The organism is Methylobacterium sp. CM6246 (assembly GCF_054818005.1).
The window spans coordinates 3,377,347-3,400,812 of record NZ_JBTXKY010000001.1 but is presented as its reverse complement, the minus strand read 5'-3'; the positions used below and the strand labels follow the sequence as shown (position 1 = coordinate 3,400,812).

Here is a 23,466-nt window from a genome sequence, read left to right as displayed (position 1 = left end):
CGTTCCTTGCGCCAGACCGGCGTCGCTCCGTTCGGCTGCCTCGGAGGGAGGCCGAAGGGTCGGGGCAGGACCGGACACGAGCCTCCGCGGGCGACGGTTGCCGGTCCGCGCGGTCCCTGGGCCGCTTGCGTGACGTGCTACAACGCCTTTTCGGTGCCGTCCTCGACCGCGGCGGGGGCTGGTTCCGGCGCCCTGCATTCCGTCCCGCGCTCGGCCGCGTCCCGGCCTTCGGCGGCCGGGGCCGCCTGCGGATAGCCGTTCGCGCCGAGCCGTTTCCGGCCGGCGCGCGCGCTCGCCTTCCGGTCCTCCGGAGAGGGTTGGGCGCTGCCGCTCTGATCCCGGGCCATGACAAACTCCTGACCTCAGGTCCAACCGCCGAGGCGGCCCGGGGTTCGGTGCCGGCGCCGCTGCGCTTTTTCGACGGCCGGAAATAAATCCCGGTCACGGTGCGGCCGGGGCGTCGAGCCCCGGCGCGCGGCAGCTTCAGTAGCGGCAGACGCGCCGCGGGCCGAAGGGCGTCGGGCGGAAGAAGCAGCGGGGACCGTAGAAGCGCGGCCGGCGGTACATCGGGCGGCAGCGGCCGTAGGGCCCGGGGGCGAAACCGGGGCCGCACCCGTAGGCGATCGCTGTGATCGGGGCGGTGCCGGTGATGGCGTCGGCGGCCATCGGTGCCAGCGGCGCGGCGCCTGCGGACGCCAAGCCGAGACCGCCGGCCACGGCTGCAACCGCCGCGAGCATCTTCACGTGCATCATGATCAGACCCTCTGTGCAAACCTGCCCCGGGTCCGCCCGGCGCAGGCTGAGGGTGAGATCGTCCCTGCGGCCTGAATGCCGGCTGACCCCCGCTTTGACCGCCCGGAAACATGAATGAGTCCGCGGGTCCGGGGCCGGCTTAACGGCCGCTGGGCTTGTCGCGCTCCGCTCCAAGGCTGGTGCCACCCCGGGCTGCCTCCTCCGCCTCGGTGCCGGCTCGATCCATCGGGCCGTCCTGGGGTTTGACCGTGCCGGTGGCCGTATCGAGCGGGGCGTTGGCCAGTCCCTCGCTCTTCGGCTTGCCGTGGGGCATCCGCTGCGCCTGCGTGTCGGCGGGCACGTCAGCCATGCTGGGATCCTTTCGCGTCGGGCGAGCTGGCCTTCGGGCCCTCGTCCGGGGCTGCCCGGTCGGGGCTGGCGGCAGCCGGAGGGGCGGGCTGATGTCTGGCGGTCGCCCGCGCCCGGCGGTGGGCGTCATACTCGGTCTCGGCGAGGTCTTGCGTGTCGGCCGTCGGTCCGTCGGGCATGCGAGACTCCCTTTCGGAGGCAACCGCCCGAGACGCCTCCGGTATCCGGCCGTCTCGCCCGGGGCCGCCGGGATGTCGACGCGGCGCGCCCGACGTTCGGTCGCAGCGTGCCGGATGCGCATGCAGGAACACCGCGACAGCCGTGGTGTTGACGGCCAAATCTACAATCGCGAGGCGCAGCGATGTCAGGAACCGCCAAGAAGACAGATCCGAAGCTGTGGGAGACGGTCAAGCACGCGGTCACCGAATCCGACAAGGGCGGCAAGCCCGGTCAATGGTCGGCCCGCAAGGCTCAGATGGCGACCGCGGAATACAAGAAGGAAGGCGGCGGCTACGCCGGCAAGAAGGCGTCCGACAACCACCTCACGCAGTGGACCGAGGAGGAATGGGGCACGAAGTCCGGCGCCGAGAGCGGCGAGACCGGTGAGCGCTACCTGCCCAGGAAGGCCCGCGAGAGCCTGACCGATGCGGAATATGCGGCCAGCACCGCCAAGAAGCGCGCGGACACGCGCAAGGGTAAGCAGTTCTCGAAGCAGCCCAAGGCCGCGGCCGAGAAGGCGGCGGCGGCGCGCAAGGGCGGCCGCGAAGGCACCACGAAGGCGGAGCTGATGCGCAAGGCCAGGGCGCAGAACGTCTCCGGCCGCTCGCGGATGTCGAAGGCCGAACTGGAGCACGCCGTCCAAGCCTGACCGGGACCGCACAGATGAAGACGTCCCGGGATGTGATCCCGGGACGCTTCTCGACCAAGCGGCCAGTCTGATCGGGCTGGGGATGCTTAGGTCAAGGGGTTTCGGCGGCGCTGCTCAGTACGAGCCGAACTTGTAGTTCAGGCCGGCGCGGACGACGGCGAACTCGTCGTCGCGGCGACCGATGGCGCTGTAGGCCACCGGGACGAGGTTGGCGGCGTTGACGACCAGGGCACCCTGGTTGCGGTTGCCGCGCTCCAGGTTGACGTACAGGCCTTCGACCTTGAGCGTCACGGCGCTCGAACGGAAGAAGTTCAGGAACGAGTCGGTGGGGAGCGCGTACTCGATGCCGCCGCCGACGGCGTAGCCGGTGCGGAAGCTGTCGTTGCCGGCGTAGCCGCCGAACGAGCGGTCGGCGCTGCCCGAGCCGTAGGCGAAGCCGCCGGTGCCGTACACGAGGGTGCGGTCGAAGGCGTAGCCGAGGCGGCCGCGCACGGTGCCGAAATAGTCGAGGCTCGACAGGCCGCGCGGGTCGGTGACGTAGTAACCCGGGGCGACGGCGCCGTTCACGAAGGCGTTGTTCCGGCTACGGCCGAAGTCGAGGTACTGGGCGTCGGCCTCGATGCCGACGACCACGCCCGAGCCCGGGGTGAACTGATAGTTGTAGCCGACCTGGGCGCCGCCCGAGAAGCCGTCCTGGCTGCGGTCGCGGAAGGTGGCGGTGGTGCCGACGGCGGCGTAGGGGGCCGGGATGCCGAAGACCGAATTGTTGGAGCGGCTGCTGGCGTCGAAGGCGTAGCCGGCGTTGATACCGAAGTAGGCGCCGGTCCAGGTGAACACGGGCACCGGGGTGAAGATCGGCGGCGGGGCGGCGCGGCGCGGCAGGTCGGCGGCCGAGGCAGCGCCGGTCAGGAGGGCCGTGGCGGCGCTCGCGAGAAGAAGCTTCTTGATCATCGGGTCCTCTGTCTCCCGTTCGGCGGGATGTGTGCCCGGCAACAGAGACGGCAGGTCGGGGAAACGCGATAGTGCAGCGCTGCAACAGCGCCTCCAGGGTCCCGGACCGGTGGTTGGGTCCGTGCGATTGAGCACATCCCGCGCCCAAGATTGCCACTTGAGCCCGAAGATTTGTATCTCGAAGTTTCCGGCAGCAAAAAACCCCGCCGCACGAGGCAGACGGGGCTTTAGTTTGCTCGAGAACATTCCCAGGACCAACCAGGAAGCTTCGTGCTCACTTAGATCGGAGTGGCCGGCGCCTCGCAAGCCCGTCCGGGACTATTGATGGGTGTTAAGATTAATTAACGCCCCCTGCCGCCTGTGCGGGGGCTGTAAACCCTCGGTGAATAACCGCCATCCCGCGAACAGTCTGCGTGGCGCGGGCATGCCCCGGCCCCGCGGCGTGGTCCGCGGGTTGCGCTCGGACGCCATCCTGTGGTGACGCTCCCGGCATGCTGAACCCGAGATCATCCGCCGTCGCGCGGGGCGGCGCCAGAGACCGGGCGGTTGCGCCACGTCCGCGAGCGTAGCGCGCCCATGTTCGGCTTCTCCTTGAGCTCCACCGAGCCCGACAGCATCGCCCACATCATCCAGGTCGCCCTGGCGCCGGCTTTCCTCCTGTCGGCGCTCGCGACCCTGCTGAACGTGTTCTCCGCCCGTCTCGGCCGAATCTCCGACAAGGTCGATGCCCTCTCGGGACAGATCGCCAAGGCGACCGACATGGAGGCCGCGCGCCTGTCCCGCAGGCTGACCTTCCTGCGGCGGCGCTCCTTCGTGCTCGATGTCGCCGTGGTCCTCGCCTCGCTCGGCGCTTGCCTGATCGGGATGGCGGTGCTGACGCTGTTCGTCGGAGCGATGCGCGATGCGGCGACCGCCTCGATCCTGTTCGCCTGCTTCGGTGCGGCACTGGTCTGCACGGTCGCTGCGATCGGGGCGTTCATGACCGAGATCCTGATGGCGGGTCACGGCGTGCGCGACGAAGTCGAGCACCAGCAGGACAAGGTCCCGGCCCAATCGTGACCGGCTCGTCTTTCGCATTGCACGGCAAAGGAACTTCGTCTTAATCTCGAGGGTGCCTGATTCTACGCGTCCGCTTCGTCCGAGTGTTCCGCCATGAGCGTCGCGATCCTTGTTGCCCTCATCGCCGGTGCTTTGTGCCTCGGAATGCTGTCGTCCATCCTGCCGTCCGGGCGGCGGGACGAGGACGAGGAACTGGCCTGCGAGAACGACTACTTCGACATCGGCGGACCGGTCATCGACCTGAAGCCGTTGATCCCGCTGATCGAGGCGCCGGCCCTCGAAGCGAAGCGATAGGCCCGGATCGCCGGGAGGGCCGCCGAAAGGCCGGCGGCCCCGCATGTGAGGTCAGGCGGATTCGCCGTCCGAATCGTCCGCGTCCAGGATGGTCTCCAGGTCGCCCACCAGGGCGTCGAGCTGGTCGGCGGTGGCCTTCAGCTTCAGCTTGGTGCCGTCCTCGGCCTCGACCGCGATTTCGATATGGTCCCCGACCTGGGCGGCCAGGGCCTGCTTGATGGTGTAGGTGGTCACGTCAGCGGTGTCGGCCATGCCTGTCTCCGTGTTGGCTGCGGGCAACGCGGATCCTCGAGCCTTGGTGCTGCGGCAGAAGCTCGCGTTGATGGCGCCGCGCGGAGCGGGGCCAACGCTAGCCGCGGGTTCGGCGATGCGTCGGCACCTGCCCAACATCCGCCGCATGCCCATCCGCCACCCGAGGGGGCGGCGGCAGCAGCAGCGGCGGCCGGGGCCGCTCGACGATCACCGCCTCCAATACCACCGGTCGGGCGGGCTTGGTCAGGGCGAGCGGCTTGCCGGGTCTCGACGCCAGGGTGCCGGCGGCCCAGAGCGCCAGGCACGACAGGCCGACCAGCACGCCCGTCCAGGACGGTTCCGACCGGACCATCAGGGAGGCGGCGCCCGTGAGGGCGGAAGCGGCCGCGAGCAGCCGGGGCGTGGGATCACCGGACATCACCGCGCCAGCCTCACTGAGGCGGGCTGACGGCCGGTGAAAGGAATCACTCGAATGCGAGTCAATCCGCCAGGCTGGAGGGCGTCTGCCAGGCGGTGCCGGGATGCTCGCGGATGTCGCCGGCCCGGGACCCGGTATCGGCGTCGCTGGTCCAGTCGCTGGGCTCGGTGAGGCCGGCGATCTCCGCTTCCGGGTAGGCCGCCGCCAGGAACAGGCGCGCCTCGCCCTCGGCCTCCGCCCGCACCGTCACGAGGGGCTTGTCTCCGTCCGCGTCGCGAATCTGAGCGATGAACAGCTTCGTCATGGGGCCTCCGCGTGGGGCGACGCACCGTCGTTCCCGAGAGCGTCCGGCGCCAACGGGCCGGTGGCAGGATGGTTCAGGTCGGCGGCCCGATGGCGCCAAAATTCCCTTCCGCGGCACCTGTGGCCGTGGCGATACAGCTTGAGTGTGGAAAACCGGGTAATTTCCCGCTCGATAGGAACATTCGCTGGGGAAAGACCAGTTATGAAGACGCTTCTGGCCTCGTTGGCCGCCTTTACTGCCCTGACCGCCGCCGCCTCGGCCGCCGACCTGCCGCGCCGCGCCGCCCCGCCGCCGATCTTCACCCCGGTGCCCGTGTTCACCTGGACCGGCGCCTACTTCGGTATCAACGCCGGCTACGCCTTCGACGCCAGCAGCAACAGCACCTCCAGCTTCGGCATCCCGGCCGCGTTCGCCACCGGCGTCGCCACGGCGAACTTCAGCCAGCGGAACCAGGAAGGCTTCTCCGGCGGTGGCCAGGTCGGCTACAACTACCAGTTCACCCCGGGTTCGGGCGTGGTCATCGGCGTCGAGGCCGACGCCCAGTACCTCGATTTCGGCCGTGGCCGGAACAACGCCTTCGTGACCGGTGGCGGGCTGCGTCCGGGCTTCTACGTGACCGACCCGCGCGGCCTGTCGAGCCTCGACTTCTTCGGCACCGTGCGCGGCCGCCTCGGCTACGCCTTCGACCGGGTCCTGGTGTACGGCACCGGCGGCTTCGCCTACGGCTCGGGCAGCGCTGACCGTTCGTTCGGCGGCTTCGCCGGCAACGACAGCTTCCGCACCGGCTGGACCGTCGGCGGCGGCATGGAATACGCCCTCCCGGTCGACTCGTTCCTGAACTTCTTCCGCTCGTCGGCCGTGACGCTCAAGGTCGAAGGCCTGTACGTCAACCTCGACCGCAACACCCGCAACCAGGGTGCGTTCGTGATCAACGCCGCCAACAACGTCCCGGCCTTCTACAGCGCCATCGGCCGCCGCGACGACGAGTTCGCCGTCGTCCGCGCCGGCCTGAACTACAAGTTCGGCTCGTACTAGGACCAACGCCGCCCGGCCGATCAGGCCGGGCGGACATTGTGCCGGCAAACGCCTCGGGTGCTTCCGCGCCCGGGGCGTTTGTCGTTGAACATGGCCAGGACGGCACGGAACGGGGTTTTCGGGCCTGGACGACGGACGGCCCCGTCTTCAGCCCGTGGCACGGGCTGGCGGCGCTCCGACCGCTCGGCTCGATCATGCGGGCGCGCCGGGCAGTCTACCCGGCCTCGGCGGGATTCCGTGCTGCGCAGAACGGCTGCCCGCTCCGCAAGCCCGTCAGAGCCGCCGCGCTGCGGGTCCGTGCCCTGCGGCGGGGGGCGGGGGCCTGGAACAGCCCCGGCGCCGTCACCGTTGTCCAGGTCATGCCGGCCCCGGCCGGTCCTTCGGGATGTGAGCGTTTCATGACCAGCCGTACCCTTCAGTCCACGCTTCTCGCCCTCGCCCTCGTCGCGGGCAGCGCCGGGATGGCGGCCGCCCAGAGCACGCCCAACGGCAACACCTCGACCTCCGGCTCGCCGGCCGGCAGCAACAGCACCGGGAACGGGGCCACGGGCAGCGGTGCGGCGCCCAGCGGAAAGTGACCCGGCCTCGACCCTGAGCGCCATGTAATCGGTCGATCCCGGAGCCCCGTGCTCCGACGACCGTGCCGCCTTCAACCCCGCAGCCCGACCGGGTCCGCGGGGTTTTTCGTGCGCCGGCCCCAGAGGAGCGGAGCGCGCCTAGCGTGACACGCCGCGAGACCATCCGCCTGCGGAAGCGAGCGAGCGCCCGTCGGCTCCCGATAGAGATCGGCCCGAATTCGGAATCCGTGACACGAAGGCTCGCTTGTCTTGCGCGATGGACTGAGGTTCGATCCCTTAGATGCCGGCGTTCTCGAGGATTATATTCTACGTCGTGGTATCGCCGCATAAATCCGGTATCCCAATCGTCGAAGCTTGACCTTTCATCTGCAAACCAGCACCTGACATCAGCACGTGGCCGGCTGCGCACGCGCATGTCGGGATGAACGACTCAGGCGATGCGGTCGAAATCAGTCCTGGAGATGGGCGGAGACGGACCTGGTCTGCTTCAAGCCGCGGCCTGGCGTGAGGCCGTGGCGCCGTTCTGGGAGTTCGCCATCCGGCCGGAGGATGTCGCCGACTTCCGCGGGCAGTCGCAGGTCCGGCACCTGGGCAACGCCATCCTGTGCCGGGCGGGGGCCTCCGGTTTGCGGTTCGAGCGCTCGCGCGCCCTGGTCGCCCGGATGGGCGTCGATCACATCCTGGCGCATGTCCGCGTCTCCGGCCGCTCCCGGATCGAGATCGACGGCAGCGAATACGATTGCGGGCCCGGCGATATCTGCCTGTTCGACCTGTCCCGGCCCCTGGCGGCCCGCTCCACGGATTACCGCGCCCTGACGCTGGTCCTGCCGCGGCCGCTGTTCGGCGCGGGGGCGGTCGATCTCGACACGCTGCACGGGACGGTCCTGCACGGCACGACGCCGTTCGGCAAGTTGCTCGCAGACCATCTCCGCTCGCTCAGCGCCCATGCCGACGGGTTCTCGGAACGCGAGGCCCGGGCGGCCGCGGAAGCGACCGCGACGCTGCTCGGCGCTGCCGTGCCGCGCCTGTCCGGAGGCGAGCGGACCGACCGGGCGCCGGAGCGCGCACCGATCCTCCTCGTCATCCGGCGGGTGATCGAGGCCGAGTTGGCCAACCCGGGCCTGACCGCCGAGGCGCTCTGCGGGCGGTTCGGCGTCTCGCGCAGCACGCTCTACCGCCTGTTCGCCCCGATGGGCGGCGTGGCCGGCTACATCCGCCAGCGCCGGCTCGACCGCGCCTACCGGGACCTCGCCCGCCCCGGGGACGGCCGCTTCGCGCGGATCTCGGAGGTCGCCTACCGGTGGCATTTCGAGAACCCCGCGCATTTCACGCAGGCCTTCCGGGACGCGTTCGGTTGCGCCCCCCGGGACGTCCGCGCCCAGACCCGCGCCCAGATCCAAGCCGGCGCGCCGCCCGCCCCGCTCCCGGCGCGCCAGGGCTGGGCCGACTTCTACGACTGGATCCTCCGGCTGTCGGCGTGAGCCGCCTCGCCCCGCTCCTTCGGGTCGCGGGACGGCCGAACGGTACCTCGATCGCGCCGGCCCTTGTGCGCCCGGGGCCGGATCGCCCATAACGGCCCCGATGAAGTCTCGGATTCGGCACGGGCGCTCGGGGCGCGGCTGGTGGGCGATCGCCGCCCGCATGCTCGCGCTCGTCTTGACCCTCTGCCTGGCCGGACCGGGCGTCGGCCTCGCGGCGGACCTGGCGTTCCATGCCGGCGGCCATCACGACCGCGTCGACGGGCCATCGCTCGCGGAGGCCGGCACCAGCGTCGATCCCGGCGTGACCGAGCACCTCCATTGCGGCTGCCACCAGGTCGCGCGCCTGGAGACCGGAGCCCTGGCGCCGCCGGTGGTTCCCGTCCGTCCGGTCGCGGTCCGGATCTCCGGCGCCCTCCCCTCGGTCGTGCCCGACCGCCTGCCCCGGCCCCCCCGCGCCTGAGCCGACGCCGCCGGTCTCGGCGCGCGTCCTGGCCGGCCTGCCCGCGCGGGCGTCCGGCTCGCCCTCACGCGTCATCTGAACGGGATTCCCCGGACGCCGCCGAGCGGCGCGCCGCGGTCCCGGCCGAGCAGGCCTCCATGCGTCTCCGTATGTCCGTTCTCCTCCTCTCCGCTCTCCTCCTGGCCGCCGGCATCGTCGTCGGGGCCGCGGTTCCGGGCGTGTCCGGCTTCGTCCGGGACAGCCTCGGGGCGGTCGGCCTGCCCCGAGCCACCGGCCATCCCGGCTCCGAGCCCGCCGGGCACGATCACGATCATGGCCCGACGCGGGCCGCCGCGCCGGAAGGGCGAGAATTCCAGAACCAGGCGCACCAGAGTGAAGGGCATCCGGACCACGAGCACGCCGAGGCGGGCGTGATCCGGATGCGGCCCGAACAGGTCGCGGCGCAGGGCATCGCGGTCGCGCCGGTCACCGGCGGCACGCTGGCCCGCCACCTCCTCGTCCCCGGCACCATCACCCCCGATACCGACCGGATCGCCCGGGTTCCCGCCCGGGTGGTCGGGACCGTCGCGGAGATGCGCAAGCGCCTGGGCGACGCCGTCCAGAAGGACGAGGTCGTGGCCGTGCTCGACAGCCGGGAGGTCGCCGACGCCAAGAGCGAGTACCTGACCGCCCTGGTCCAGGTCGAACTCCAGACGATCAACTTCGAGCGCCAGCAGAAGCTGCTGGCCTCGCGCTCGGCCTCGGAATCGGCGTTCCAGAGCGCCCGTGCGGCGTTCCTCGAGACCCGGCTGCGGGCCGACCTGGCGCGCCAGAAGCTGTCGGCGCTGGGGCTCGACGCCACCGCGGTCGCGGCCGCGCAGAAGCGCGACGAGGCGACCCCGACGCTCTCGACTCTGCGCCGCTACGAGCTGCGCGCGCCGTTCGCCGGTCGCGTGGTCGAGCGGAAGGTCGATGTCGGCTCGGCGGTCGGCAAGGAGGGCGACCCGGCCGAGATCTACCTGGTGGCCGACCTCTCCACCGTCTGGATCGAATTGTCGGTGCCGACCCTCGACCTCGCCCGGGTGCAGGAGGGCGCCCGCGTCACCGTCACCCCGGGCCGGGAGGGCGGCGGCCGCCACCAGGAGGGCCGGGTGATCTTCGTGAGCCCGTTCCTCAACCCGGAGACCCGCTCGGCCCGGGTCGTGGTCGCCTTGCCCAACGCCGACTTGGCCTGGCGCCCCGGTACCTTCGTCACCGCCGAGATCGAGATCGACCGGGATCCCGTGCCGGTCCGGGTGCCCAAGGCGGCGCTCCAGACCGTGGCGGGTGCGCGTGTGGTCTTCGTCCGCACGCCGGAGGGCTTCGCGATGCGCTCGGTCGAGCTCGGGCGCTCCGACGACGAATCCTACGCGGTCACCGCGGGCCTCGCAGCCGGCACCGAGATCGCGGTCGGCAACACCTTCCTGCTGAAAGCCGAGCTCGGCAAGGCCGAAGCCGGCCACGACGATTGAGGCGCCGGACATGCTCAGCCGCATCCTCGACGTCGCGATCCGCCAGCGCTGGCTGGTCCTGCTCCTCGTGCTGCTGGCGGCCGGCTTCGGCGCCACGGCGCTGACCAGGCTGCCGATCGACGCGGTGCCCGACATCACCAACAACCAGGTGCAGATCAACACCCTGGCGCCGTCGCTGTCGCCGGTCGATATCGAGCGTCAGGTGACCTATCCGGTCGAGACCGCGCTCGCCGGCATCAAGGGGCTCGACCACACCCGCTCGCTCTCGCGCAACGGCTTCTCGCAGGTCACCGCGGTCTTCGACGAGCGGCTCGACATCTACTTCGCCCGCCAGCAGATCGCCGAGCGCCTGTCGCAGGTGAAGGGCGACCTGCCGCCCGGCGCCGAGCCGCATATGGGCCCGATCTCCACAGGGCTGGGCGAGATCACCATGTGGTCGGTCCAGTACGCCAAGCCCGGCGGCCGGACGGTCGCCCCCGCGGGCCGGCCGGGCTGGCAACCGGACGGGAGCTACCTGACTCCGGAGGGCCAGAGTCTCGCCACCGAGCTGGAGCGGAACGCCTACCTGCGCACCGTGCAGGACTGGATCATCCGGCCCCAGATCCGCACCGTGCCGGGGGTGGCCGGGGTCGATGGCATCGGCGGCTACGAGAAGCAGTACCACGTCCAGCCGGACCCGACGAAGCTGACCGCTCTCGACCTGTCCTTCGGCGACGTCGTCCGGGCGCTCGAGGCCAACAACGCCAACCAGGGCGCCCGCTACCTCGAGGATAACGGTGAGGGCTACGTCGTGCGCGCCGCGGGCCGGCTGGAGAGCATGGAGGCGATCGCCGACGTGGTGGTGGCCACGCGGGGTGGCGTGCCGGTGCGGGTCCGGGACGTGGCAGCCCTGCGGTTCGGGCGCGAATTGCGCACCGGCTCGGGCAGCATGGACGGCCGGGAGGCCGTGATCGGCACCGCCCTGATGCGGATCGGCGAGAACAGCCGCACGGTCGCGGCCGCGGTCGAGGCCCGCATGGCTCAGATCCGGCGGACGCTGCCGCCCGGGATCGTGGTGCGGACGGTGCTCGACCGGACGGTCCTGGTCGAGGCCACGATCCGCACGGTGGCCCGGAACCTCGCCGAGGGCGCGGCCCTGGTGATCGCGGTCCTGTTCCTGCTGCTCGGCAACATCCGGGCGGCCCTGGTCACGGCCCTGGTGATCCCGGTCGCCATGCTGATGACGGTGACCGGCATGGTCGAGGCCAGAATCTCGGCCAACCTGATGAGCCTCGGCGCCCTGGATTTCGGCCTGATCGTCGATGGCGCGGTGATCATCACCGAGAACGCGCTGCGCCACCTCGCCGAGCGCCAGCAGGCGCTGGGCCGCGGACTCACCCTGGAGGAGCGCCTGCAGACGGTCCGGGCCTCGGCCGAGGAGATGATCCGGCCGTCGCTGTACGGGCAGGCGATCATCATCCTGGTCTACGGGCCGCTCCTGACCTTCACGGGGGTCGAGGGCAAGATGTTCGAGCCGATGGCGCTGACCGTGATCCTCGCGCTGGCCTGCGCGTTCGTCTTGTCGCTGACCTTCGTGCCGGCCATGATCGCCATCGTGATCACCGGCCGGGTCACCGAGGCCGACAACCCGCTGATCCGGGGCCTGAAGGCGGCCTACCGGCCGCTGCTCGCCGCGGCGATCCGGGCGCCGGCGCCGTTCCTGGGGGCGGCCCTGCTGCTGCTGGCCGGGGCCGGCCTGCTGGCGGCCCGGCTCGGCACCGAGTTCATCCCGCTCCTTGACGAGAAGAGCATCGCGCTCAACGCCAGCCGGATCCCCTCGACCTCCCTGACCCAGTCGCAGGCGATGCAGCTCAAGGTCGAGGAGGTCGTGGCTGGCTTCCCGCAGGTGGCCACCGTGTTCTCGAAGACCGGCACCGCCGAGATCGCCTCCGACCCGATGCCGCCGAGCGCCTCGGACACCTTCGTGATCCTGAAGCCGCAGGCGGAGTGGCCCGATCCCACGCTCACCAAGGCGGCCCTGCAGGCGCAGATCGAGGCGGCCGTGGGCGAACTCGCCGGCAACATCTACGAGTTCTCCCAGCCGATCCAGCTGCGCTTCAACGAGCTGCTGGCCGGGACCCGGGGCGACCTCGCCGTCAAGGTGTTCGGCGACGCGTTCGAGCCGATGCTCAAGACCGCCAACCAGATCGCCGCGATCCTGCGTGGCATCGACGGGGCCGACGACGTGAAGGTCGAGCAGATCGCCGGCCTGCCGGTCTTCGAGATCGGGATCGACCGGACCGAGGCGGCGCGGCTGGGCCTCAGCACCGGAGCGATCCAGGAGGTGATCGGCGCCGCGATCGGCGGCCGGGAGGCCGGTTCCGTGTTCGAGGGCGACCGGCGCGTCCCGATCGTGGTGCGCCTGACCGACGCCGTCCGGGAGGACCGCGAGGCCCTGGAGAACCTGCCCGTCCCCCTCCCCCCGGGACCGAACGGCAAGGTCGCCTCCGTGCTGCTGCGGCAGGTCGCCAGCTTCTCGGTGACCGAGGGGCCGAACCAGATCTCGCGGGAGAACGGCCAGCGGCGTGTCGTCGTCACCGCCAACGTGCGCGGCCGGGACATCGGTTCGCTGGTAGACGAAGCGCAGGCGAAGGTCGCCGAGCAGGTCGCGCTGCCGGCCGGCTCCTACGTGACCTGGGGTGGCCAGTTCGAGAACCTCGCCTCGGCCCGGCGGCGCCTGACCCTGGTGGTGCCGGTCTGCTTCGGCCTGATCTTCCTGCTGCTGACCTCGGCGCTCGGCAGCGCGCGCGACGCGCTCCTGGTGTTCTCCGCGGTGCCGCTGGCGCTCACCGGCGGGATCGCGGCCCTGTGGCTGCGGGGCATGCCGCTGTCGGTGCCGGCCGCGGTCGGGTTCATCGCGCTCTCGGGTGTCGCGGTGCTGAACGGCCTGGTGATGCTGAGCTTCATCAAGCAGCTCGTCGCCGAGGGCCGGCCCCTGCGGGCGGCGATCCTGGAGGGGGCCGTGACCCGCCTGCGGCCCGTGGCGATGACCGCCCTGGTCGCGTCCCTGGGCTTCGTCCCGATGGCGCTCGCCGCCGGAACGGGCGCCGAGGTGCAGCGGCCGCTCGCCACCGTGGTGATCGGCGGCCTGATCAGCGCGACCCTGCTGACCCTGGTGGTCCTGCCGGCCCTCTACGCGCGCTTCGGGAGGGCCGAGCGGGCCGCGGCCCCGGCCGAGCCCGGCAGGTCGGACTCAGCTTGTAGGCCGGACTCAGCTTGTAGGCCGGACTCAGCTTGTAGGCCGGACTCAGCTTGTAGGTCGGACTCGGCCGGCAGGCCCCTGCCCTTGACCAGGCCGTAGACCGCCGGGATCACGATCAGGGTCAGGAGCGTCGAGGAGGCCATGCCGCCGATCATCGGCACGGCGATCCGCTGCATCACCTCGGAGCCCGCGCCGGTGCTCCACAGGATCGGCAGGAGGCCGGCCATGATCGCCACGACGGTCATCATCTTCGGGCGGAGCCGCTCCACCGCCCCGACCATGATGGCCGCGCGCAGGTCCGCGCGGGTGAGGGGCCGCCCGGCGCGGGCCGCCTCCGCGCGCCGCTCGGCGAGCGCCTGGTCGAGATAGACCAGCATCAGGATCCCGGTCTCGGCGGCGACGCCGGCCAGCGCGATGAAGCCCACCGCCACGGCGACCGACAGGTGGAACCCCATCGCCCACATCAGCCAGACGCCGCCGACCAGCGCGAAGGGCAGCGACAGCAGCACGATCAGCGTCTCGGTCACCCGGCGGAACACGAGGTAGAGCAGCAGCACGATCACCAGCAGGGTCGCCGGGACGACGATCCGCAGCCGGGCCTCGGCCCGCTCCAGGGCCTCGAACTGGCCGCTCCACTGGAGCGTCACGCCCTCGGGCAGCGGTACCGCGCGCGCCACCACGTCCCGCGCCTCCGCGACGTAGCCGCCGAGGTCGCGCCCGGCGATGTCGACGTAGAGGTAGAGCGCGGGCCGCCCGTTCTCGCTCCGGATCGACGTCGGCCCGCGTACGAGCTGGATCGTCGCGACCGCCCCCAGCGGCACGGTCCCCCCGCCCGGGAGCGCCACCTGGACGTCATCGGCGATCGCCTGCGGGTCGGACCGCAGGGCCCGCGGGTAGCGCACGCTGACGCCGTAGCGCTCGCGCCCCTCAACGGTTGTGGTGACGGTCGCGGCGCCGAGCGCGGTGGCAACGACGTCCTGGACGTCGCCGACGGTAAGCCCGTAGCGGCCGAGCGCCTCCCGATCGGGGGTGATGTCGAGGAAGGTGCCGCCCACCACCCGCTCGGCATAGGCGCTCGCGGTGCCCGGGACCGTGCGGATTGCCGCCTCGACCGTCCGGGCGACCGGTTCCAGGGCGGCGAGGTCCGGGCCGAACAGCTTGACGCCCACGGGGGTGCGGATGCCGGTGGCCAGCATGTCGATCCGGGCCCGGATCGGCTGGGTCCAGGCGTTGGACACGCCGGGAAACTGCAGGGCCTTGTCCATCTCGGCCCGCAGGCTCGCCAGCGTCACCCCGGGCCGCCACGCCTCCGGGGCCTTGAGCCGGATGATCGTCTCGAACATCTCCAGCGGCGCCGGGTCGGTCGCGGTGCCGGCGCGTCCCGCCTTGCCGTAGACCGAGGCGACCTCCGGGAACGTCTTGATGATCCGGTCCTGGGTCGCCAGCAGCTCGGCCGCCTTGGTGATGGAGAGGCCCGGCAGGGTCGTGGGCATGTAGAGCAGCGTGCCCTCGTTGAGCTCGGGCATGAATTCCGAGCCGAGCTGGCGCGCCGGCCAGATCGTGGCGGCCAGCATCCCGAGCGCCAGGACGAGCGTCAGGATCCGCGCCCGCAGCACCGCGGCGATCAGCGGCCGGTAAACCCCGATCAGCAGCCGATTCACCGGGTTGCGGTGCTCCGGGACGATCCGGCCGCGCACGAACAGGATCATCAGCGCCGGCACCAGGGTCACCGACAGCAGCGCCGCCGCCGCCATCGCGAAGGTCTTGGTGACGGCGAGCGGCCCGAACAGCCGGCCCTCCTGGCTCTCCAGGCTGAAGATCGGCAGGAACGAGACGGTGATCACCAGGAGCGACAGGAACAGCGACGGCCCGACCTCGGCGGCGGCCCCGACCAGGATCTCGGTGCGCGGCCGGCCCGGCGGCGCGCGCTCCAGGTGCTTGTGGGCGTTCTCGATCATCACGATGGCGGCGTCGATCATCGCCCCGACCGCGATGGCGATGCCGCCCAGGCTCATGATGTCGGCGCCGAGCCCGAGCGCCCGCATCGCCGCGAACGCCATCAGGATCCCCACCGGCAGCATCAGGATCGCCACCAGCGCGCTGCGCAGGTGCAGCAGGAACACGACGCAGACCAGCGCGACGATCGCGCATTCCTCGACCAGGGTGTGGGTCAGCGTCGCGATCGCGGCGTCGATGAGTTGCGACCGGTCGTAGACCGGCACGATCTCGGTGCCCGACGGCAGGCTCCTGGCGATCTCGTCGAGGCGATCCTTGACGCTCGCGATGACGGCGCGGGCGTTGGCGGCGAAGCGCTGCACCACGATGCCGCCCGCGACCTCGCCGGCCCCGTCGAGTTCGGCGATCCCGCGCCGCTCGTCGGGCCCGATCTCGACCCGGGCGACGTCGCGCACCCGCACCGGCGTGCCGTTGTCGGTCTTGAGCACGACGGCGCCGATGTCTGCGGTGCCCTTGAGGTAGCCCCGGCCGCGCACCACCACCTCGAACTCGGACAGCTCGACCGTGCGGCCGCCGACATCGGCGTTGCTCGCCCGGATGGCCTCGCGCAGGCGGTTCAGGCTGATGCCCCGCGCCCGCAGGCGGTTCGGGTCGACCACCACGGTGTACTGCTTGACGAAGCCGCCCACCGGGGCGACCTCCGCCACCCCCTCCCCGCGCGAGGCCGCGAACCGGACCACCCAATCCTGCAGGGAGCGCAGCTCGGCGAGCGTTCGCTGCCGGGCCAGGATCACGTATTGGTAGACCCAGCCGATCCCGGTGGCGTCGGGCCCGAGCGTCGGGATCACCCCGGCGGGCAGGCGGCCGCCGGCGCCGTTGAGGATCTCGAGCACCCGCGAGCGCGCCCAATACGGGTCGGTGCCGTCTGCGGAGATGACGGTGACGAACGAGACCCCGAACATCGAGACCCCGCGCACGACCTTGGCGCGCGGCACGGTCAGCATCGCGGTGGTCAGCGGGTAGGTGACTTGGTCCTCGACCACCTGCGGCGCCTGGCCCGGATACTCGGTGTAGACGATGGTCTGCACGTCCGAGAGATCCGGGATCGCGTCCAGCGGCAGGGTGCGCAGGGCCTGGACTCCCGCCGCTACCGCGAAGACGGTGCCGATCAGCACGAGCACGAGGTTGCGCGCCGACCAGGCGATCAGCCGGGCGATCATCGCCCGGCCTCCCCGTCGGCCGGCGGGGCGGCGAGGCTTGCCAGCGCCGCCTTCAGGTTGCTCTCGGCGTCGATCAGAAAATTCGCCGCGGTGACGACCCGCTCACCGGCCCGGAGGCCCGCGCGGATCTCGACGTAGCCCTCGCCGCGCTGCCCGATCTCGACCGCGCGGGGCGCGAACCGCCCCTCCCCGGCCTCGATCAGCACCGCCTGGCGCGCGCCGGTCTCGATCACGGCCCCCTCGGGCACCGCCACCACCGGCTCGGTGGAGCCCGTGGCGATCTCCACATCGGCGTACATGTCGGGCAGGAGCAGCCCGTCCGGGTTCGGCAGCGCGATGCGGATGCGGGTCGCGCGGGTCTCGCGGTTCACCTGCGGGTAGATCATCCCGACCTGGCCGGTGGCAGTCCGGCCGGGCACCCGCACGGTCGCGGCCTGGCCCACGCGGATGCCGGCGAGATCGCGCTCCGGCACGTCGGCCAGCACCCAGACCTGCGACAGGTCGGCGATCCGGAACAGGGTGTCGCCGGCCGCGGCCTTCATGCCCTCCACGGCCCGGCGCTCCAGGACCAGCCCGTCCCGGGGCGAGGCCCAGGTGATCGCCCGCGGCACCGTCCGGGTGCGCTCCATCTCGGCGATCACGGCCTCGGAGACGTTCAGGTTGCGGATGCGGCGCCGGGCGCCGTCGAAGCCCGGATTGGCGATGAGCTGCGCGGCGGCGGCGTTGATCTCCGGCGCGTAGACCGAGACCAGATTCTGCCCCTTCCGGACCCGGTCGCCGGTGGTGACGTCCTCGACATGGTCGACATAGGCGTCCGCGCGAGTCGCCACCACGGTGACCCGGCGCTCGTCGAGCGCCACCGTGCCCGGCACCCGCACCGGCCGGGACACGACCCGGCGCTCGACCACGGCGCTGCGCACGCCGGTGCGCTGGATCCGGCCCGGCGAGACCGTGACGGTGTCCGGGTCCGGGTCGCCGCCGGCGTAGACCGGGATGTAGTCCATCCCCATCGAATCCTTCTTGGGTATCGGCGAGGTGTCGGGCAGGCCCATCGGGTTGCGGTAGTAGCGCACCGTCCGGCCGGGATCTTTTTTTGGCCCGTCGCCCTCCCCCGGCCCGGCCCGACCCGGAACGTCCTCCGTGGCGGGCCGGTCGAATCGGAGATCCTCGCTGGCCTGGACGGCCCGGAACAGGCGCCCGTCCTCGGTCATCATCGGCGACAGGGAATAGACCGGCTTGCCGTCCGGATCCTGGTAATAGACCACCGGCCCGGTGGCGGCGGACGGCTCGGCGGCGAAGCCCGCCCAGGCCCGCGCGAACAGCGGGATCGGATCGGGGCCGCCCATGCGTCCCGCCCCATAGCCGGCGCCCCCCGCCGCCAGGGCGGCGACGGTTCCGGCCAGCCAAACCGGGCGGCTCACGGCACGGCCTGGAAGACGAGCTTGTCGCTGACGGTGCCGGCCTCGCCCTGGACCTTCGCGCCCAGCGACAGCCGCCAGCCCCCCGCCATGGTGAGCTTGGTCCTGAAACGGTAGAGGCCCGGCTCCGTGGACGGGAGCTGCGCGAGGGTCGAGGTCATCTCGTCCATGCTGTCCGGGGCCATGTCGATGCGCTTGGCGAAGATCACCGCGTCGGTGACCGGCTGGCCGCTGCGCGTGTCGACCAGGCGGACCGTCAGGACCGCCTCGCCGACCTTGGCCTCCCGGGTGACGAGTTCGAACCGGTAATCCGCCGGCGCGGCGCGGGCCGGAGCGCACAGGGCAGTGCCGACGAGCGCGGCCGTGCAGGCGCGCGCCAAGGATCGGGCAACGGATTGGGCAACGGATTGGAAGGTCACACAGAATCTCCTGAACACGATGGCCGGCCGCACGGGCGTGCAGCCTCACGCGGGCGTCATGGCCCGCGGCATCGGGTTCAGGCTCGGGGCGGCTCGGGCGGCGGCGTTCCGGTCACGCTGGCGAACCGTGCCGCCTTCCGGGCGAACAGAGGCGCTCCGGTGGCGAACGGCACCGGCAGGCCGACCCCGGACGGCGGCAAGGAGGCGAGGCCGGCGAGGCACAGGGCCATCAGCGGGCAGCCCTTGAGACAGCCCGTGGACCCGTCCCCGTCCCCGGGCTGCTGGTCCGGCGGCGTCGCGGCCTCGGGCGGGCAGCAGGGCATGGCGTCCATGGCGGCGCCCGCCATGTTGTCCTTCTGCGCCAAGTCCTTCTGCGCCAAGTCCTTCTGCGCCAAGTCCTTCTGCGCCAAGTCCTTCTGCGCCAAGTCCTTCTGCGCCAAGTCCTTCTGCGCCAAGTCCTTCTGCGCCAAGTCCTTCTGCGCCAAGTCCTTCTGCGCCAAGTCCTTCTGCGCCAAGTCCTTCTGCGCCAAGTCCTTCTGCGCCAAGTCCTTCTGCGCCAAGTCCTTCTGCGCCAAGTCCTTCTGCGCCAAGTCCTTCTGCGCCAAGTCCTTCTGCGCCATCGCGTGGCCGTGCTCATGCGGCGCGGCCCGCTCCGCTCGGGCCATCGTCGGCGCATGCATGCCGGCGACCGCCGCAGGGGCGGCGACCGGAAGCAGGGCGAGGCTGAGAACCGCCAGGAGCGGAAGCAGCCGCCGAAGGGCCAGCCAGAGGATCACGGTGTCAGGATGCCAGCTTTCTGGGCGAGGCGGAAGCGCCTCATCGTTCACCGGCGATCCGATGCCGGTTCGCGCGGGTCGCGCGCGCAGTCTGAGCGTCCTCGGCGGGTGATCAGCCGCGCCAGCCGCGGCCGCAGGGGCAGGGACAACCGGTAGGCCGCCTCCGCGACGGGCAGGATGGGCCGCAGCCCGAAGACGCGCAGCTCGACGAGGCGGCCGAGCCAGCGCCAGTTCGGCAGGACGCGCCACAGCCGCGCGAACGCCGCCGCCCCCGACACGAGCCGGCCGTCCGCGCCGCGCACGTGGAAGCGCCGCAGGGCGTCGCCCCGGTCGAGATCCGGCCCCAGGCCGGCCGCCGGCGCATCGCGCCCGACATCGACGAAGGCGATCCGCTCGGCCCCGCGGCAGTCGCGGTAATGGCCGATCTCGGCCCGGCAGAGCGGGCAGCCGCCATCGTAGTAGACGGTCAGGTCGGAGCTCATCGGATCAGCGCTCATGGTTTGCCGGGCGACACCTCACCCCGTGCCCGCAGCGAGAGAGGTGGGCCGGCAGCGATCGGGTTTCGGTGCAGGCCCTGATCCAACGCCGGAGCACTCCGATCGCCCCGCGGGCGGACGTTGTCTCAGGGTCGCAGATGGTCCGGCCCGTGCCTTGGAAACCGTGCCGATGCCGGGCGAGGCTGACACAGCCGGTTGCGCGAGGGGGCCGAAAAGGCTGTCGGGCCGCAAGGTTCTGCGGGACGGATGGTGGGCCCGGCAGGACTCGAACCTGCAACCAGACCGTTATGAGCGGTCGGCTCTAACCATTGAGCTACAGGCCCTGCGCCCACTCGAACGGATAGCCGATCGGGGGGCGCCCGTCACCCGGATTTCGTCGGAGCGCGGGGGCGCCGGGGGCGGGGCGCGGGCAGACTTGCAGTCGGACTTGCTGGCTCCACCGGGGTGGTGTCCTTGATCCGCCACAGGGTGCGGGCCAGAATCGAGCGGTACGGCGCGAAAGCGGCCGCAACGGCGCGCGTGTCGGTGCTGTCGGTGAGCCGGCGCAGGCAGCCCACCGCCGCCACGTCGCCCTCGGGCCAGATGTCCGGGTCGTGGAAGTGGAAGATCCCGACCATGTCGGCGGTCCAGGGGCCGACGCCCCGGATGCCGCACAGGATCGCGGCGCGCTCGGTGTGCGGCAGTCCAGCGAGTTCGGGGCCGAGCAGGCCCGCCGCCTCGGCGGCGACGATCGCCTGAAGGGCGCGGACCTTGTTGCCCGAGATCCCGCAGCCCCGGAGCAGCGCCGGGTCTCCGGCCTCGAACAGCCCGCGCGGGCTCGACCCCGCCGCCGTCGCGGCGGCCTCGACCCGCGACCAGATCGCCGCCGCGGTACGGGTCGAGAGCTGCTGGTTCACGACCTCGACGAACAGACGGTCGGCCACGCAGGCGTGCGGCGGCGGGTCGATCCGGAGCGGGCCGGCCTGCCGGATGGCGGCCTCCAGGCGTGGATGCGCCCGGGCGGCGTCCAGCAGGTGCGCGTAGGCGGTGGGGTCGAGCATCGCGGCGAAGATTAGAGTGCGCGCCACCGAAGTGGAGACCGGTTCGGCGCAAGCGAGCGCGTTGAGATAAGGATTGAGAGCCGGTCCCGATTGCAACGCGATCTGGAGCGGCGCTTAGGGACCGGCCGCCGATGCGGCGATCGGTGCGATCCCCCCGGTGGCGGGCACGATGCCGCGCGCGCCTTGCTGGGCGCCCGCCCCGATCCACTTCGGAGCGGCGTCGGACGCGAAGGCGGGCATGATGGACGGCGCCCTCGGATGCGGTGACAGCTCACGGTATGGCGCTCTTCTTCACCGCGGACACGCATTTCGGCGATCCGCACATCCTCCGCCACCGCCGGGCGCGGTACGACAGCGTCACGGCGCATGACGCGGCCCTGGTCGCAGCCTGGAACGCCGTGGTCGGCCCCGACGACGCGGTCTGGCATCTTGGCGATTTCGCCGCGGGGGCGAGCCGGGAGCATTGCGCGGCGATGTTCGCCCAGCTCAACGGCACCAAGCGGCTGATCCGGGGCAACCACGATTCCAACCGCGTGCTCGATCTGCCCTGGGCGGACCCGCCCGTGGACAGCGCCCGGATCTCGGCCCTGGATTCCCAGGGCCGGCAGCACCGCCTGTTCCTGTCGCACTACGCGCACCGGGCCTGGCCGGGCCTGTGGCGGGAGACCCGCCACCTCTATGGGCACAGCCACGGCTGGCTGCCCGATACCAGCCGCTCCTGCGATGTCGGCGTCGATGCCTGGGACGACACCCCGGTCGGCCTCGACGCCATCCTGGCGCGCCAGGACGCGGCCGAGCTGGTGCCGGAGGAGATCGCCCGGCACGGGCTGCGCTGACCTCCGCGGAGGGCACCGCGATCTCAATTCCGGGCCGCGTCGTTTCGTGTGGCCGCCCTATGTGCCGGAGCGGATCGCGATCGCCACGGGAGGCCGCTATGACCGAACCCCTTGCTCCGCCCGCCTGGACGGCCGCCGCCGCGCGAGCCGCCGCCGATCTCGGGCTCGGGAGCAGTTTTGCCGAGCTGGATGCAGAATCCTGGGCGCGGCTGCGCGCCCGCGCCGCCGAGATCCTGACCGCGCAGGGCAGCCCCCCGCCGCCGGATTGGGAGCGCGCGCTGGCCCGGGCCCTGGACCGGGCCGATCCGGATGTCCTCGCTCATGACGAGGCCGACGCCGTGCTGGCCGAGCAGGGCGAAGTGTTCGCCCCGGAGGACGACGCTTGAAGCCTCGTCCCGAACCGTAGCCGCCGGCGTTCGGACGAAGACGATGCGCCGGAATCGCGTGCCGCCCGGGACTTCGTGACGGCGTGTGGTTGCCGTCGCGCCGGTCGAGGCCGATGTAGGTGGAATGCCACGTCCCGATCACCAGCACGCCGCCCCGCGATCCGCCCCCACAGCCCTGAGGGTCTTCCCGGTCTCAAGCGAGGCCCCGGTCCTCGATGCGCAAACGCGGACGCGCCTGGGGCGCCAGCTGCGCGCGCTCTATGACCCGGTGATCGATGAGGTGCTGGATCCGAGGCTGGCGGAGCTGCTGCAGCAGCTCGACGCCGATCGCGCGGACGAGACCGGACGCTGAGGGGATCCGGGATGGGGCTCCCGTCGATGGATCGGGGGGATGTCACACCGACGGGAGCTGAGCCGGGACGACGAATCGACCCAACCCGTCCTATGTCGCCCAGGAACGACCCCGGGCGCCTTCACCTAAGTCAAATTTTCTGTCGAATACAGAGGGTGATGTGACGAAGATGGGTATTCGTCGGTGGAGAGCGTGGCTGCGGCGTCAGGCCGACGTCCCGGTCACCGACAGCATCACCCCGTCGTTGCCGATCTCGGCACCGGTGTAGCCCAGCATGCGGGCGAGCTGCTCGCGGGCACGCCACACCCGGCTCTTCACGGTGCCGATCTGACACTGCATGACGGCTGCGGCTTCCTCGTAGCTGAGGTTCTCGATCGCCACGAGGACCAGTGCCTCGCGCATCACCGGGGCGAGCCGGTCGAGGGCGGCGCGCACGTCCTGCAGGTCGAGATGGCCGCCCTGCTCCGGCACACTGGTCAACCGCTCAGCGTAGCTGCCGTCGGTGTCCGCGACCTCGCGACCCTGCTTGCGGTGCTGGCTGTAGAACACGTTGCGCAGGATCGTGAAAAGCCAAGCCTCCAGGTTGGACCCGGGGGTGAAGCCGGCTCGTCCGCGCCAGCCCCGCAGCAGCGTGTCCTGCACGAGGTCATCGGCCGCGGCGGGGTCTCGGGTCAACGAGACGGCGAAGCGGTGTAGGGCCGGCACCACCTTCAGCAGGCCGGCGCGGAAGTCGGCCTCCCGTTCGACCTCCCCCGAGACCGGCTCTGAGGCCTGGTCCTTGGCGAGCGCGGCGTCCAGGCGCGCCAACAGGTCGGCAAAGCGATCCGAGGCGGCCGCCGGAGTCGGGCCGACCGCGTCGTAGGTCAGGCCGAGCAGCGTCCCGAGGTGGATGCGGATCGCGTCCGGCAGGCCATGCCGGATGTCGCGGGCCGGATCGGGCAGGGTGTGGCCTTCGGTGTCTGGCATCAGGTCCGGGCATCGACGGCGGGCCTATCGCGCCCGTCGCATTCGCTTGTGGCGCGCCCACGCGGCTC

26 protein-coding genes, 1 tRNA gene and 1 pseudogene are annotated in these 23,466 nt (G+C 71.6%); 12 read left to right on the top strand and 16 right to left on the bottom strand.

What is annotated here, in order from left to right:
* Positions 1 to 137: 137 nt before the first annotated feature.
* From ACYQPG_RS16740 to ACYQPG_RS16725, 4 genes are all read right to left on the bottom strand, one after another.
* Positions 138 to 347, bottom strand: coding sequence for a hypothetical protein (locus tag ACYQPG_RS16740; RefSeq protein ID WP_147939538.1), 210 nt, complete (start codon positions 345 to 347; stop codon positions 138 to 140).
* Between the two features lie 136 nt (positions 348 to 483).
* Complete coding sequence (locus ACYQPG_RS16735; protein ID WP_419828400.1) at positions 484 to 753, bottom strand: GCG_CRPN prefix-to-repeats domain-containing protein; 270 nt, start codon at positions 751 to 753, stop codon at positions 484 to 486.
* A gap of 139 nt (positions 754 to 892) precedes the next feature.
* Positions 893 to 1,102, bottom strand: coding sequence for a hypothetical protein (locus ACYQPG_RS16730; RefSeq protein ID WP_147939539.1), 210 nt, complete (start codon positions 1,100 to 1,102; stop codon positions 893 to 895).
* Positions 1,095 to 1,280 carry a hypothetical protein gene (locus ACYQPG_RS16725; protein ID WP_419828399.1) on the bottom strand — a complete coding sequence of 62 codons (186 nt, stop codon included), beginning with the start codon at positions 1,278 to 1,280 and terminating at the stop codon, positions 1,095 to 1,097. Before ACYQPG_RS16725 ends, ACYQPG_RS16730 begins: the two co-directional genes overlap by 8 nt.
* 182 nt (positions 1,281 to 1,462) lie before the next feature.
* On the opposite strand from ACYQPG_RS16725, the gene ACYQPG_RS16720 reads away from it, so the two are divergent.
* Positions 1,463 to 1,969 (top strand): hypothetical protein, encoded by a 507-nt coding sequence (locus ACYQPG_RS16720; protein ID WP_147939541.1) that lies wholly within the window; start codon positions 1,463 to 1,465, stop codon positions 1,967 to 1,969.
* Positions 1,970 to 2,083: 114 nt separating this feature from the next.
* On the opposite strand, the gene ACYQPG_RS16715 is transcribed toward ACYQPG_RS16720, so the two are convergent.
* Complete coding sequence (locus tag ACYQPG_RS16715) at positions 2,084 to 2,920, bottom strand: outer membrane protein (protein WP_419828398.1); 837 nt, start codon at positions 2,918 to 2,920, stop codon at positions 2,084 to 2,086.
* Positions 2,921 to 3,496: 576 nt separating this feature from the next.
* On the opposite strand from ACYQPG_RS16715, the gene ACYQPG_RS16710 reads away from it, so the two are divergent.
* Both ACYQPG_RS16710 and ACYQPG_RS16705 read left to right on the top strand, forming a co-directional pair.
* Positions 3,497 to 3,979 (top strand): DUF2721 domain-containing protein, encoded by a 483-nt coding sequence (locus ACYQPG_RS16710; protein WP_147910777.1) that lies wholly within the window; start codon positions 3,497 to 3,499, stop codon positions 3,977 to 3,979.
* Positions 3,980 to 4,072: 93 nt separating this feature from the next.
* Entirely contained in the window at positions 4,073 to 4,273 is a 201-nt protein-coding gene (locus tag ACYQPG_RS16705; RefSeq protein WP_147910776.1) for a hypothetical protein, read from the top strand.
* Positions 4,274 to 4,324: 51 nt separating this feature from the next.
* Here the strand turns inward: ACYQPG_RS16705 and ACYQPG_RS16700 are convergent, their stop codons facing one another.
* The 3 genes from ACYQPG_RS16700 to ACYQPG_RS16690 all read right to left on the bottom strand — a co-directional run bounded on the left by ACYQPG_RS16700 (position 4,325) and on the right by ACYQPG_RS16690 (position 5,247).
* On the bottom strand, positions 4,325 to 4,525 hold the full coding sequence (locus tag ACYQPG_RS16700; protein ID WP_147856358.1) for a hypothetical protein: 201 nt from the start codon (positions 4,523 to 4,525) through the stop codon (positions 4,325 to 4,327).
* Between the two features lie 97 nt (positions 4,526 to 4,622).
* Complete coding sequence (locus ACYQPG_RS16695) at positions 4,623 to 4,943, bottom strand: energy transducer TonB (protein WP_187278435.1); 321 nt, start codon at positions 4,941 to 4,943, stop codon at positions 4,623 to 4,625.
* Between the two features lie 61 nt (positions 4,944 to 5,004).
* Positions 5,005 to 5,247 (bottom strand): hypothetical protein, encoded by a 243-nt coding sequence (locus ACYQPG_RS16690; protein WP_147856356.1) that lies wholly within the window; start codon positions 5,245 to 5,247, stop codon positions 5,005 to 5,007.
* Positions 5,248 to 5,448: 201 nt separating this feature from the next.
* Here ACYQPG_RS16690 and ACYQPG_RS16685 point away from each other — a divergent pair, with 201 nt between their 5' ends.
* From ACYQPG_RS16685 to ACYQPG_RS16660, 6 genes and pseudogenes are all read left to right on the top strand, one after another.
* Positions 5,449 to 6,282 (top strand): outer membrane protein, encoded by an 834-nt coding sequence (locus ACYQPG_RS16685; protein WP_147910775.1) that lies wholly within the window; start codon positions 5,449 to 5,451, stop codon positions 6,280 to 6,282.
* Positions 6,283 to 6,680: 398 nt separating this feature from the next.
* Positions 6,681 to 6,860 carry a hypothetical protein gene (locus ACYQPG_RS16680; RefSeq protein ID WP_147910778.1) on the top strand — a complete coding sequence of 60 codons (180 nt, stop codon included), beginning with the start codon at positions 6,681 to 6,683 and terminating at the stop codon, positions 6,858 to 6,860.
* 437 nt (positions 6,861 to 7,297) lie between these two features.
* Positions 7,298 to 8,341, top strand: a complete 1,044-nt coding sequence (locus ACYQPG_RS16675) for an AraC-like ligand-binding domain-containing protein (RefSeq protein ID WP_147910774.1) — start codon at positions 7,298 to 7,300, stop codon at positions 8,339 to 8,341.
* A gap of 100 nt (positions 8,342 to 8,441) precedes the next feature.
* Entirely contained in the window at positions 8,442 to 8,801 is a 360-nt protein-coding gene (locus tag ACYQPG_RS16670) for a hypothetical protein (protein ID WP_461231277.1), read from the top strand.
* A 149-nt stretch (positions 8,802 to 8,950) separates the two neighbouring features.
* Positions 8,951 to 10,291 carry an efflux RND transporter periplasmic adaptor subunit gene (locus ACYQPG_RS16665; protein WP_246692288.1) on the top strand — a complete coding sequence of 447 codons (1,341 nt, stop codon included), beginning with the start codon at positions 8,951 to 8,953 and terminating at the stop codon, positions 10,289 to 10,291.
* A gap of 10 nt (positions 10,292 to 10,301) precedes the next feature.
* Positions 10,302 to 13,520: pseudogene (locus ACYQPG_RS16660) on the top strand (efflux RND transporter permease subunit); the annotation flags it as partial.
* On the opposite strand, the gene ACYQPG_RS16655 reads toward ACYQPG_RS16660, so the two are convergent.
* The 7 genes from ACYQPG_RS16655 to ACYQPG_RS16625 all read right to left on the bottom strand — a co-directional run bounded on the left by ACYQPG_RS16655 (position 13,463) and on the right by ACYQPG_RS16625 (position 20,858).
* Positions 13,463 to 16,708 (bottom strand): efflux RND transporter permease subunit, encoded by a 3,246-nt coding sequence (locus tag ACYQPG_RS16655; protein ID WP_419828396.1) that lies wholly within the window; start codon positions 16,706 to 16,708, stop codon positions 13,463 to 13,465. The pseudogene ACYQPG_RS16660 and the gene ACYQPG_RS16655 overlap by 58 nt on opposite strands.
* Entirely contained in the window at positions 16,705 to 18,129 is a 1,425-nt protein-coding gene (locus ACYQPG_RS16650; RefSeq protein ID WP_419828395.1) for an efflux RND transporter periplasmic adaptor subunit, read from the bottom strand. Before ACYQPG_RS16650 ends, ACYQPG_RS16655 begins: the two co-directional genes overlap by 4 nt.
* Positions 18,126 to 18,545 (bottom strand): FixH family protein, encoded by a 420-nt coding sequence (locus tag ACYQPG_RS16645; protein WP_147941454.1) that lies wholly within the window; start codon positions 18,543 to 18,545, stop codon positions 18,126 to 18,128. The genes ACYQPG_RS16650 and ACYQPG_RS16645 overlap by 4 nt, the downstream gene beginning before the upstream one ends.
* A gap of 77 nt (positions 18,546 to 18,622) precedes the next feature.
* Positions 18,623 to 19,321 (bottom strand): hypothetical protein, encoded by a 699-nt coding sequence (locus tag ACYQPG_RS16640; RefSeq protein WP_461231276.1) that lies wholly within the window; start codon positions 19,319 to 19,321, stop codon positions 18,623 to 18,625.
* Between the two features lie 47 nt (positions 19,322 to 19,368).
* Complete coding sequence (locus tag ACYQPG_RS16635; RefSeq protein ID WP_147909414.1) at positions 19,369 to 19,803, bottom strand: thiol-disulfide oxidoreductase DCC family protein; 435 nt, start codon at positions 19,801 to 19,803, stop codon at positions 19,369 to 19,371.
* A 262-nt stretch (positions 19,804 to 20,065) separates the two neighbouring features.
* Positions 20,066 to 20,141, bottom strand: a tRNA-Ile gene (locus tag ACYQPG_RS16630).
* A 39-nt stretch (positions 20,142 to 20,180) separates the two neighbouring features.
* On the bottom strand, positions 20,181 to 20,858 hold the full coding sequence (locus ACYQPG_RS16625) for a DNA-3-methyladenine glycosylase family protein (protein WP_419828393.1): 678 nt from the start codon (positions 20,856 to 20,858) through the stop codon (positions 20,181 to 20,183).
* Between the two features lie 278 nt (positions 20,859 to 21,136).
* Here ACYQPG_RS16625 and ACYQPG_RS16620 point away from each other — a divergent pair, with 278 nt between their 5' ends.
* From ACYQPG_RS16620 to ACYQPG_RS16610, 3 genes are all read left to right on the top strand, one after another.
* Entirely contained in the window at positions 21,137 to 21,694 is a 558-nt protein-coding gene (locus tag ACYQPG_RS16620; protein ID WP_419828392.1) for a metallophosphoesterase, read from the top strand.
* Between the two features lie 98 nt (positions 21,695 to 21,792).
* Complete coding sequence (locus tag ACYQPG_RS16615) at positions 21,793 to 22,080, top strand: hypothetical protein (protein WP_147941831.1); 288 nt, start codon at positions 21,793 to 21,795, stop codon at positions 22,078 to 22,080.
* Between the two features lie 124 nt (positions 22,081 to 22,204).
* Positions 22,205 to 22,432 (top strand): hypothetical protein, encoded by a 228-nt coding sequence (locus tag ACYQPG_RS16610; protein WP_147909418.1) that lies wholly within the window; start codon positions 22,205 to 22,207, stop codon positions 22,430 to 22,432.
* A gap of 204 nt (positions 22,433 to 22,636) precedes the next feature.
* Here ACYQPG_RS16610 and ACYQPG_RS16605 read toward each other — a convergent pair whose 3' ends face one another.
* Positions 22,637 to 23,398: a sigma-70 family RNA polymerase sigma factor gene (locus tag ACYQPG_RS16605; RefSeq protein WP_147909419.1), complete on the bottom strand. Its 762-nt coding sequence runs from the start codon at positions 23,396 to 23,398 to the stop codon at positions 22,637 to 22,639.
* Positions 23,399 to 23,466: the final 68 nt, after the last annotated feature.